The organism is Pseudomonas sp. BAY1663 (assembly GCF_000582595.1).
In the GTDB taxonomy this organism is placed as follows: domain Bacteria; phylum Pseudomonadota; class Gammaproteobacteria; order Pseudomonadales; family Pseudomonadaceae; genus Stutzerimonas; species Stutzerimonas stutzeri_AF.
The window spans coordinates 38,055-49,372 of record NZ_AZSV01000028.1; the positions used below are offsets into that span (position 1 = coordinate 38,055).

General features: G+C 58.0%; 13 protein-coding genes. 11 read left to right on the top strand and 2 right to left on the bottom strand.

The window, feature by feature from the left end; translation table 11 throughout:
• Positions 1–57 precede the first annotated feature (57 nt).
• From BAY1663_RS10380 to BAY1663_RS10425, 11 genes are all read left to right on the top strand, one after another.
• The gene (locus BAY1663_RS10380; protein WP_051497119.1) at positions 58–2,355 is read left to right on the top strand and encodes a phage tail tape measure protein; all 2,298 of its coding nucleotides are present in this window, start codon (positions 58–60) and stop codon (positions 2,353–2,355) included.
• Positions 2,355–3,239, top strand: coding sequence for a DUF2460 domain-containing protein (locus tag BAY1663_RS10385; protein ID WP_037040259.1), 885 nt, complete (start codon positions 2,355–2,357; stop codon positions 3,237–3,239). The genes BAY1663_RS10380 and BAY1663_RS10385 overlap by 1 nt, the downstream gene beginning before the upstream one ends.
• 9 nt (positions 3,240–3,248) lie before the next feature.
• Positions 3,249–4,136 carry a DUF2163 domain-containing protein gene (locus tag BAY1663_RS10390; protein WP_037040262.1) on the top strand — a complete coding sequence of 296 codons (888 nt, stop codon included), beginning with the start codon at positions 3,249–3,251 and terminating at the stop codon, positions 4,134–4,136.
• On the top strand, positions 4,133–4,546 hold the full coding sequence (locus BAY1663_RS10395; protein WP_037040264.1) for a C40 family peptidase: 414 nt from the start codon (positions 4,133–4,135) through the stop codon (positions 4,544–4,546). Before BAY1663_RS10390 ends, BAY1663_RS10395 begins: the two co-directional genes overlap by 4 nt.
• Before the next feature lie 65 nt (positions 4,547–4,611).
• Positions 4,612–5,190 (top strand): hypothetical protein, encoded by a 579-nt coding sequence (locus tag BAY1663_RS10400; RefSeq protein ID WP_128576224.1) that lies wholly within the window; start codon positions 4,612–4,614, stop codon positions 5,188–5,190.
• A gap of 32 nt (positions 5,191–5,222) precedes the next feature.
• Positions 5,223–5,576, top strand: coding sequence for a hypothetical protein (locus BAY1663_RS23670; RefSeq protein ID WP_128576226.1), 354 nt, complete (start codon positions 5,223–5,225; stop codon positions 5,574–5,576).
• Positions 5,537–7,726, top strand: a complete 2,190-nt coding sequence (locus tag BAY1663_RS23675; protein WP_128576228.1) for a phage tail protein — start codon at positions 5,537–5,539, stop codon at positions 7,724–7,726. Before BAY1663_RS23670 ends, BAY1663_RS23675 begins: the two co-directional genes overlap by 40 nt.
• Positions 7,723–8,910, top strand: coding sequence for a DUF2793 domain-containing protein (locus BAY1663_RS23015; RefSeq protein ID WP_051497120.1), 1,188 nt, complete (start codon positions 7,723–7,725; stop codon positions 8,908–8,910). Before BAY1663_RS23675 ends, BAY1663_RS23015 begins: the two co-directional genes overlap by 4 nt.
• On the top strand, positions 8,910–9,605 hold the full coding sequence (locus tag BAY1663_RS23680) for a hypothetical protein (protein WP_128576230.1): 696 nt from the start codon (positions 8,910–8,912) through the stop codon (positions 9,603–9,605). The genes BAY1663_RS23015 and BAY1663_RS23680 overlap by 1 nt, the downstream gene beginning before the upstream one ends.
• 116 nt (positions 9,606–9,721) lie before the next feature.
• Positions 9,722–10,153 (top strand): lysozyme, encoded by a 432-nt coding sequence (locus BAY1663_RS10420; protein WP_037040273.1) that lies wholly within the window; start codon positions 9,722–9,724, stop codon positions 10,151–10,153.
• A complete protein-coding gene (locus BAY1663_RS10425; RefSeq protein WP_037040276.1) occupies positions 10,150–10,680 on the top strand; it encodes a DUF2514 family protein in 531 nt (176 codons plus the stop codon). Before BAY1663_RS10420 ends, BAY1663_RS10425 begins: the two co-directional genes overlap by 4 nt.
• Here BAY1663_RS10425 and BAY1663_RS25165 read toward each other — a convergent pair.
• On the bottom strand, positions 10,641–10,856 hold the full coding sequence (locus tag BAY1663_RS25165; RefSeq protein WP_037040279.1) for a hypothetical protein: 216 nt from the start codon (positions 10,854–10,856) through the stop codon (positions 10,641–10,643). The two genes, BAY1663_RS10425 and BAY1663_RS25165, sit on opposite strands and share 40 nt — an antisense overlap.
• The gene (locus BAY1663_RS10435; RefSeq protein WP_037040282.1) at positions 10,846–11,076 is read right to left on the bottom strand and encodes a hypothetical protein; all 231 of its coding nucleotides are present in this window, start codon (positions 11,074–11,076) and stop codon (positions 10,846–10,848) included. The genes BAY1663_RS25165 and BAY1663_RS10435 overlap by 11 nt, the downstream gene beginning before the upstream one ends.
• Between the last annotated feature and the right edge of the window lie 242 nt (positions 11,077–11,318).

Genomic DNA, 11,318 nt, shown 5'->3' on the forward strand with positions numbered 1-11,318 from the left:
CAGCACCGACTACACCAAACCCGCTTCGGCGGGTTTTTTATTGCCCGGAGAAAATGAATGGCCGCGAACCTCGGCACGCTGACGCTTGATCTAGTAGCCAAGATCGGCGGTTTTACTGGGCCGCTGGACAAGGCTGCGCGCGAGTCTCAGAAGAAGATGGCCGACATCAGGAAGTCGGCTGATATCGCTGGCAAGGCCATTGCCGGCTTGGCTGTGGCGACCGCAACCGGCCTCGCAGTGCTGACGGTAAACACGGTTCGCGCGGCGAATGAGGTCAGCCGCCTTGCGCAGGTATCGAACTCATCGACGGAGGAGTTCCAGCGCTATGCCGCTGGTGCCCAGGCGGTGGGCATCGAGCAGGACAAGCTGGGCGATATCTTCAAGGATGTGAACGACAAGGTCGGCGATTTCCTGCAGACCGGCGGCGGTGCGCTGGCGGATTTCTTCGAGAACGTGGCGCCGAAGGTCGGCGTCACTGCGGAGCAGTTCCGCAAGCTGTCCGGCCCCGAGGCTCTTGGGCTGTATGTCTCCAGCCTGGAAAAGGCAGGTGCCAGCCAGCAGGACATGACCTTCTACCTGGAGGCCATCGCCAGCGATGCCACGGCGCTGCTGCCGCTGCTGAAGAACAACGCCGAGGGCTTCAAGCTGCTGGGCGACCAGGCCGCCGCCGCCGGTGCCATCCTCGATAACGACACCATCCGCGCTGCCACTGAGCTGCAGGCGGTCTCCATCCTGACTGGCCAAGCCATGGATGGACTGCGCAACCAGATCGTGGCCGGCCTGCTGCCTGTACTCGCGGACTTGTCCGGCGAGCTATTCACTGTTGCAGGTGGCACGGATATCGCCAAGGAGGCCGGTCAGACTTTCGGCAACATCCTCAAAGGCTTGGCCGCCACCGCGTTCGGCGCCTATGCGGCATTCCAGGCGGTCGGCAAGAGCATCGGCGCCCTGGCTGCTGGCTTCTCCGCGGCTGGCGTCGAGGCTAGCGACCTGCTGCTGGGTCCTCTTGCCGCGCCTGTGATCGGTGCCAAGGTTGCGAAGAACTTCGACGCTTTCAAGGGCGCCCTGGCAGTTGGCTTCGATGACGTTGGCCGCAGCGTCGAGGGCTACGCCAAGGTGTTGGATGGCATCTGGTCTGCCGGCTCTGGAGAAGGCGCCGAGACTGATTACGCAAAGCGCATCAAGCTGATTGCCGATCTTCTTGAACAGGGGCGGCAGCGCGGTACGTCAGCCGGAATCGTTATTGATCAGAACAGCGAGAAGACCAAGAAAGCAACTGACGCGATTCAATCCCAAATCGAAGCGCTGCAACTGCAGGCTGCCACAGTTGGGATGAGCACGCGCGAGCAAACCTTGTTCAAGCTGGCGCTCGATGGTGCAACGCAATCTCAGCTTGATCAGGCTGAAGCTGCGCTGAATGCCGTGGATGCATTCGAGAAGCAGAAGAAAGCGCTGCAGGAAGCGCGCGACACCGACCAGTACACTGCCGCACTGCGCAACCAGGTTGAGCTGGCCCAGGATGCAGTAGACATCGAGGTCGAGGCCATTGGGCTAGGGCAGAAGCGCGCTGATCTGCTTCGGGAAATCAACGCCATCCAGCAAGAGTACGCGCAGCGGCTGGAGGAGCTTGCCAGTGCCCAGGGCACCGATAATGCCCTTTCAGATGAAGCCTACCAGGCTCGGCTGGAAGCCCTGCGCGAGGCGATGGAGCAGGAAGTTTCCATCGTTGAAGAGGGTGAGCGCAGGAAGGACGAGGCACGTTCAAGCGCCTTGGCTGGAGCTCAGCGGGCAATCGAAGATTACATCGACAGCGCGAAAGATCTGGCCAGCCAGTTCGAGAACCTGACTACCGGCGTACTCAATGGCCTGGAAGATACCCTCACGACCTTTGCCACTACCGGCAAGCTTTCCTTCAAGGATCTGGCTAACTCCATCATTGAAGACCTGGCGCGCATTGCAGCCCGACAGCTAACAGCAAACCTGGCGCAGGGCGTTCTGGGTGCGGTTGGCGGTGCTGCTGGTGGTGCTGGTGCCGGTGGCCTTGCTTCTGCCTTTGCCGGGCTATTCGACTCTGGTGGCAGCATCGCAGCCGGCCAGTGGGGCATTGTCGGCGAGCGCGGCCCGGAAATCGTCACTGGGCCTGCTGCCGTAACAGGCCGCCAGGCCACGGCCGACAAGCTGGACAGGGCCATCGCCAAGGCATCAAACGATGCTGCTGGTTCAGGAAGATCGGTGAGCGTGCAGAACAACTTCGACTTGTCCGGCATGCGAGATGCGCGTCAGGTTCGAGAGGCGCAGGCCACCATATCCAGAGCGATCGCCCGGGCGGTAGCTGATTCCACGAGGTACACCTGATGGGGCAGTTCATCGAAGAGCGGCTCAGCGTTTGCGTTCGCCTGGGCGCAGAGTATGAAGACAGCTACTTTGTCGACGTGGTCAATACATCTGGAGGTGGTCGTTATTCTTCTTTGAAGAATGCCCTGCCATTTCGGATTTTTGAGGTTGATTTCGTTCAGCACGGCCCAGGGCTGGAGCAAGAGATAGCTAGCCTTTATCACCGCACCTACGGTGGTTTTGCTGGCTTCAGGGTTAAGGCCTGGAAGGACTTCACCACAGCAATAGATGGTGTCTCAGTCTATGCCGGCACAGATTGCGCGCTGCTTAAGATAAGCGCCGGGGTCTACCAGTTGCAGAAAGAGTACGGCCGAGACAAGCCAGGGTTGGCCAGCATTGGGCGTCCTAAGCGGTTGATCTACAAGCCCGTCGCAGACGAAGTAGCTATTGCTGTCAATGGTCAGATCCTGCCCGCGGCGCAATGGTCAGTGGATACCACCACCGGGCGTATCACCCTGGCAGTCAACAAGTCGCGCGCCATCACCGCGATCAGTCAGGCCGCACAGGCGGTGGTGGATGTTGGCAGCAATACCTTTCTAGTAGGCGAGTCAGTTGTTTTCAGCGGCGTGACTGGCATGACGCAGATCAACGGCCTACGCGGGGTCATCGTGGCCAAGCCCAGCAGCAACCAGGTAACGGTGAACATCAATACTGCTCTGTTCAGTGCCTATGTCAGCGGCGGAACGCTGCAGACACATCCGCTGGATACCGGAACAGACATCGTCACCGGTGGTTGTGAGTTTGATATTCCAGCGGCGTTTGATTCTTCCTTTCGCGTTTCTTCCCTCGGTAACTCGGTATACGGCGCCGGCACCCTGCGCCTTGTCGAAATACTCAACCCCTGAGCCCATTCCATGAAATCACACGTCGCAGACTGGCAGACGCGGGTTTACTGCGTCCGCATTGAGCCGGCCAACGATTCGCCGATAGTGCGCCTGGCCGGCTACCCGGTAGACCTGGCCATGAGCAATGGCCAGATCTACTTGACCGAAAGCGGGTATGAGTTCTCCGGGATTGACGCCACGACCACCTTCGCCAGCCAGAGCCTGGATCTGCAGGGAATCCTGCAGCTGGGTGCGATTAGCCGTGACGCCCTCAAAGCCGGCGTCTACGACAACGCGCGCGTTTACCTGTTTGCCACATCTTGGGCCGATCCGATTGAGGACGAAGAGCCCATCGGACTTGGATTCTTCGGCAAAGTAAACACGGACGACGACCGCTATACGGTCCAGATCATGGGTGCAATTGACGTGCTGAGCCAGTCGGTCGGCCGCTCGTTCTCGCCGTCATGCCCGTGGACGCTATTTGATGAGACGCTTGATGGGCGAACCCTGCCTGTATCTCAGAGCCGGTGCACCGGACCACGCGCCAACCCTGACGGCCCTGCGCTGGCCGACTTCAAGGTCACCGGCACGCTGACTTCGGTCACCGATCAATACCATTTCCGCGACTCCGCCAGGGCCGAAGCCAATGACTGGTTCGCCTACGGCGCGATTCGCTTCACGACCGGGCCTAACGCTGGCTTGAAGCCGCTGGAAATCAAGGCCTACACCTCAAACGGCACGATCCTACTGCATGAGGCGATGTTCTATCTGCCAGAGATAGGCGACGAGTACGAAATGATCCCCGGGTGCCGCAAGACGCCTGCAGCGTGCAAAGACAAGTACAGCAACAAGGTCAACTACGGCGGCCAGGATCACTTGCCATCTCCTTCCGTCTATCAGCAAAGGGGCCGGAAATGAAAACCGCAGATATCGTCGCCGCCGCCCGCGAACTGATCGACACGCCTTTCCGGCACCAAGGGCGCGCGCCTGGTGTTGGCGTGGATTGCGCCGGGGTATTTGTACTGGTCTGTCGTGCCTTTGGTTTGCCTGTCGAGGACGAGCCGGCATACGGGCGCAATCCCTATAAAGGGCTGCTGGTGCAATGCATTGACCGCCAGCCTTTCCTTGCCCGAGTGCCAAAGGACGATGCGCGCGAGGGTGATGTGCTCCTGATGAAGTTTGAAGGCGCCCCGCAGCACATAGCGATCCATGCCGGCGAAACCATGATCCATTCCTACGAGCACGCCGGCAGCGTTGTAGAGCACCGGATATCCAGCATGTGGCGCGCGCGTATCGTTCACGTCTACCGCTTTGAGGGCACGCTATGAGTTCTGGCGGTCAGATAGTTGGCGGTATCGTCGGTGCCGTAGTTGGGTTCTATGTTGGCGGCCCAATGGGCGCGCTGCAGGGCGCCGCACTGGGTGCCGGCGTTGGAGCCGCCCTTGACCCACCTAAAGGCCCAACCGTAGAAGGCCCGCGCCTCTCTGATCTATCGATCCAGACCAGCACCTATGGTGCATTCCTGCCGCGTGTTTACGGAACCGTTGGCATATCGGGGAACATCATCTGGCTGGAGAACAACCGCTTACGTGAAACCGTGCGTAAGGAAAAGCAAGGAGGGAAGGGCGGCGGCAGCAAGACGACTGTCAAAACCTACAGCTACTCAGCAACATTCGCCCTGGCGCTTTGTGAGGGCGAGATAGATGCAGTGCGGCGCATATGGTGCTCAGACAAACTGATCTACAACAACTCGTCGTCTGATCTCGACACCATCATTGCGTCAAACCGAAGCGCTGCCGGATGGCGCCTGTATCGCGGTACAGACAATCAGCTTCCAGACCCTCGATATGAGGCCAATGTCGGCGTTGGCAACGCCTCGGCATTTCGCGGTATCGCGTATCTCGTTTTCTACGATTTCCAGCTTGCTGACTATGGCAACACGCTTCAGGCGCTCAGTTCAAAGTCGAGATAATCAAAAACCGTCAGCTTGAGACGGTTAATGTCGTGATGAGCGTTACGCCAAATGGCATCCCACCGTTTACTCAGATTGCTGGCGTGGCGTTTGATAGCAATCTTGAGAACTTCAAATACACAACGTCAAGCACGTTTAGCAGCTTAACTGTTGCATCTTTGAAGTTTGGAAAATCATATGACAGGGTCGATTATATTAATGCTGTAGAAAAGTCTGGCGCCTGGGAGTCAGCAATAAGCTATGACGCAGAGCCTGGGGTCAATACAATTCAAGCAGGTTGTCTAACGATAAAATCGCGGCAGCAGATGATGGCAGGTACATTGCCAACACTCAGGGTGTTGGTTCAATGCAATGGTTTTGGGATGTTGGCGAACATTATCGGATGATGATTTCACCGGCGATATCTCCAGGCGCTCTTTCGAGCTTTGCAAAGGCGTATGTAAACGACGAAAGCATTTACGGAGCCACAACGGAAATCGTTGCTGTTGCAGCGGGATTTTTTGGCTCAACTGCAGGTACGTCGCCTTTCGAAATACGGTTTACGTCGGGAACTCTAATTTATAATGTTCTTGATGAAAATTTCTCGCAGGTTCAGACGTATTCTGTCACGCTAGGGTCCGGATACTATCCGGACATAACTGGTACTGGTGGAATTGCTTCACCTGTTTGTCCGTACTACCTAAACGGTGTTCTGTACATTGCATACAAGAACAGCGACACAAACATCCGCATCACATGCATCAGAAACGGCATTAAGTACCTTGAGTACAACGTGGCCATCAGTGCAATGATCGGCGGAATGTCAGGCCTGATAATGCTCAATGATTACCAAGGCGCGATAGCTGGTAGGAGATTCATTCAATGGGCTGTTCCATTTGGATCTACAGTGCCGCTGGCCGAGGTCGTTCAAATTGAGTGCGGGCTGTCGTCGCTGATCTCAAGCTCTGATCTGGATACAAGCCTGCTGACAAGCACTGTTCGCGGCTTCCATGTGTCTGGAGGAACGATCAGATCCGCGCTTGAGCCTCTGCAGGCAGCATATCCGTTTGACGTTGTGCCATCCGGTTATGAAATTCGCTTTGTCCCTCGGGGCCAGAACAGCGTCAGGACTATTCCTTGGCAGGATCTTGGCGCAAGCACTGGTGAGGCTGTTGCAATGCTGGCCGACTCGCGCGAGATGGATTCGCAGCTGCCGGCCAAGACCAATATCAAGTATATGGATGCAGCGCGCGAATATGCGATTTCCGAGCAGTACGCCGAGCGCCTGAACACAGCTGCAGTAAACCGCGTTGATCGTGAGTTGCCGCTAGTGCTGAACGCCGACGAGGCGGCAGGTGTGGCCGAGGTTTTGACCTTCCTTCCATGGCTTGAGCGCAACGAGTACAGCATTACCCTGCCACCAATCCACAGCGATCTAGAGCCGGCTGATGTTGTAACGATTGAGGACAAAGACGGCAGCTTGTTTGAAGTGCGATTTGCGGCGGTGAAAAGCGGTGCTGACGGCGTTTTATCGGTGAATGCAAGGCCGAATCGCGCTGCGCTGTATGCGCCGGATGCGACTGGAACAGAAGGTGTTCCGCCTGACGGGACTGTCGAACTCGATGGTGATAGCACCCTAGTGGTGCTCGATATTCCCGTCATCGACGAGACGATCCAGAACGCTGTTGGCTTCGTTTCAGCGGTCTGCGGCGACTCCACGTCCTGGCCTGGCGCAACCATGTTCAGGTCAAGCGACAAGGGCCAGACCTGGAGCGACATTCAGGGATTCCAAGGAAGCAGCACGATAGGCACCGCTCGTAACACGCTGCCGTCTTCGCCATGCACTCTGATCGATCAGCGCACGCTTTCGGTTGAACTGCGCTCTGGCCAGCTGGAGAGCATCACTCGCGACCAAATGCTGACCGGTGCAAACTTCGCTGCATACGGCGCGGACGGTCGCTGGGAGATTGTGCGCTTCCAGACGGCATCACTCGGAACAGATGGCAACTATACCGTCAGCAACTTCGTGCGCGGCGACAAGGGAACTGAGTGGGCGACTGGCCTGCACCAGGAGGGCGATTGGTTCATCCTGCTGGACGATCCAGACAACGCCTTTATCGGTATGGCGGTCGAGTCAATTGGCATTGATCGTACCTATCGTGCTGTCACTGCTGGACAGAGCATTGATGACGCCGACAGTGTGCAGTTTGCCTATCGCGGGGTAAACCTTGAGTGCCTGAGCCCAGTGCATGGGCGTGGATCGCGCGACGGTTCCGGCAACTTCACGGGCGCCTTCACACGTCGCAGCCGGCTGAGCAGTAGCTGGTGGACGAACGGTGTAGAGGCTCCAGTCGGTGAAGCCAGCGAGTCCTACCAGATCGACGTAATGAACGGTTCGGCCGTGGTGCGAACAATCAGCGTCACGTCGCCAAGCTTCACGTATTCCGCGGCCAATCAGGTAACTGACTTCGGCTCTGCACAATCTTCGATCACATTCCGCATCTACCAGCTTAGTGCTGTGGTAGGGCGCGGCTATGCCTATGAGGTGACTCTGTGACTACCAACAAGCTCGGACTCACCGAGACGGCCAACGGCCAGGCAAACTACCTTAACGTCAACGAGGCGCTTGCGCGGCTTGATCAGCTTGTCCAGGGGGCTGTTACTGATCGTCTCGCAACGCCGCCAGGTTCGCCAACGAACGGCTCCCTGTACATCATCACGGCGACGGCAACTGGCGCATGGGCAGGCCGAGAAAACCAGCTTGCCTACTGGCTGAGTAGCGTGAATGCCTGGACCTATGTCACTCCGCGCGAAGGGATGCTTCTGCACGTCAACGACGAGGACGAATACTACAAGTACACCGGCAGCGCCTGGACTATCTTGCCAAGCTCGGTATTCACCGGTGGCACGCTGTCCACAGCCCTCAATGAGGCGCCCATCGTTACGCTGGCCTCGGCTTCGACCGTCAACATCGGCGCCGCTGCTGCCAACACGATCAGTATCAGTGGCACGACGACGATCACATCGCTGGGAACCATTGCAAGTGGCGCCAAACGAGTACTGATCTTCCAGGGTGCTCTGACGATCACCCACAACGCCACATCTCTAATCCTGCCAACTGGTGGGAACATCATCACTGCGGCCGGCGACGTTGCCGAGTTCGTAAGCCTCGGCTCAGGCAACTGGCGATGTACTGATTACACGCGCGCAGACGGCACCTCTCTAGCCGGTGGCACCGGTTTTGCCAACCCGATGACGACACCTGGTGACATCATCGTTGGCGGCACAGGCGGGGCAGCAACTCGCCTGGCGGTCGGAACAAACGGCCAGGTTCTAAAGGTTGTTAGCGGAGTTCCCACCTATGCCGATAACGACGCGACCGTCACGCAGTCGATCATAATCGCGTGCAGCGACGAGACTACCGCGCTTGCAACTGGCGCCGCCAAAGTAACTTTCCGCATGCCGTTTGCCTTCACGCTTTCAGCCGTGCGTGCCTCGCTGACTACGGCGCAGAGCAGCGGCTCGATTCTGACCATCGACATCAACGAGGGCGGCACGTCGATACTCAGCACCAAGCTGACCATCGACAACACCGAAAAGACCAGTACTACGGCGGCGACTGCGGCCGTCATCTCCGATGCAAACTTGGCTGATGACGCTGAGATCACTATCGACATCGACCAGATTGGCGACGGCACCGCAACTGGCCTCAAGGTCGCGTTGATAGGGGTGAAAGTCTGATGCTTTTGAACCCGTATCGATTCGGCGCAACTGGTGGTGGGTTATTGCCTCTTCCAATTCAGACAGTTGATTTTGTGATCGGCGATCATTCAACTATAGGCGGGTCATCAAGCTCACGCTCAATGTTTGTCCCAACTTCGGCTGCAGAAGGCGATTTAATGGTCGCCACAGTAAACCACTCAACTGCAGTAACTGCGCCATCTGGTTGGACATTTTATTTTAACGGTGTAAACGGTTCAGGGTCTCAGCAGCTTAGCGTCTACTTCAAGACCGCAACATCAGGAGACCCTGGCAGCTCACATACCTGGACAATGTCTTCAAACGCTCAATTTGTTGTTCATTACACCATCCTCAGAGGATCAAGCCCGCTCTCGATTCTCAGCCACGCCTCAGAGAGTGGCACCTCATCAGACACAGCTATATCCATGCCTGAGTCGTCTCCTTCAAATCGCGGGCAGTATTTGATTGCTGCCGTTACTAGATCAAGTGTAAACGGAGACATCCCTGCAGGAGTTTCAATTTCCCCTGGATGGGATCTCAGGTCGGCGGCATCATCGCCTTTCTTGCCTTTGCGTGTGGCCTGCGCAACACGCGAAGCAGTTAACGAAACAGATGTGCAGGGCACTTGGTCGTTTAGCCCTGGTGCATCGTCGCCTGGTTGGCGGACCATTCAAATGGTAATTGGTTACACCTAGCCCGCCCTGGCGGGCTTTTTTATGCCCGGAGGAATCATGACCCTTAACGAGATCCGCGCCCAGGCCATCGCGCCCGCTCTCGCGATGCTGCCTGCCCGCCATACAAAGGAGTGACCATGCAAACCTCACAACGAGGCATTGACCTCATCAAGCGGTTCGAGGGGCTGCGGCTGCGCGCCTACGATGATGGCGCTGGTATCCCCACCATTGGATACGGCCATACCAAGGGCGTAAAGCCCGGAATGACCATCACCGCAGATCAAGCTGTCCAGTTCCTGCGTGAGGACTTGCACGGCGCAGAGCGGGACGTCGAGCGTTACGTCACGGTTCATCTTTGCCAGCACCAGTTCGATGCACTGGCCTCGCTGGTATTCAACATCGGCGGCACCGCATTCCGCGACTCGACGCTGCTACGCAAGCTCAACGCCGGGGACTATGCGGGAGCCGCCGTTCAGTTCGACCGGTGGGTGCATGGCGGTGGAAAAATTCTTCCAGGGCTGGTCAAGCGCCGCGCCGCCGAGAGGGCGATGTTTGAGGATGCGCAATGACCGCCTGGGCAAAGCTGGTCCCCAGCTGGGCCTGGTGGGTGCTCGCCCTGGTGCTGGTCGCCGGGGTTCAGCAGTGGCGGGTGGCTGGGCTGCAGAGCGATCTGGCGCAGCTCAAAACCGACTGGGCAACCGAACGCGCCGATCTGGCCGGGCAGGTGGCGACTGCCGAGGCGGCCGCACGCGCAGAGGAGCAGCGCCGACAACGTGAATTCGAGGGGATACGGAATGATGCGAGGGGAGAGTTGGAGCGGGCGAGCGCTGATGCTCGCAATGCTGATGAGCGCGCTGGCGGGCTGCAGCGGGAGATCGACCGTCTACGCGCCTCCCGTGGCGCCACCTGCAATGCCATCGCTGCCCAGCGAGGCCAGGCAGCCGCCAGTGCCGTCGATGTGCTCGCCGACCTGTTCATCGAGGTGGAGCGAGCAGGTCGAGAGTTGGCGGCAGAAGCTGATCGGCGTGGAGTAGCGGGTAGGGCATGTGAGCGGGCCTATGACTCGCTCGATGCCAAACACTCCAGCGCAAACTGAACAGGGTAGGGTGCCGGCCTGAACGTCGCGCTCACCTCATCGCTCAGGTAGTAGCGCATAGCCCGGTCGGTGATGCCTAGCAGCTCAGCGATCCGGCGCTGGCTCAGGCTGCTGCGCTCAACCAGCCCGCGCAGGTAGCGAGGGTCTGGATTGTGGCTTGAGGCGTCAGGCTTCATTGACGGCCTCGCTCCTGATCGCATCCATGTCGGCATCAGCCTCAGCCTCGGTAGCTCGCACGATATGGATGCTGTCGCGTCCGTCTTTGGTGTAGATAACCCGCCACTCGACAGCGACAACCTTGCCAGATTTTGGACCGGCAATCCCGAGGTCGGCAGCGCTCAGCTCTGCGCGGACCATGGAAACAGTAGTTTTTCCGAACTGGAATGGGGTGCGCATGGTGTCTCTCCTTCGGTTCGCCTCGCCGTTGTGGCTGGCATGGGTTAACTATAAGTGGAACATTGTTCCTATGCAAGCGAAAGATTGAAATAGTTTTGGCGGGGAATTGAGATTGCCCGGACGGGCTGAGAGGGGAAACAAAAAAGGTTGCTGGAATGTTGCTGAAACCCCGACTAACCGGGACATATTTTCAGCAACTTTCAACAACCTTTTCCGCTAGAGGCCCCATGTTTCGGGGCTTG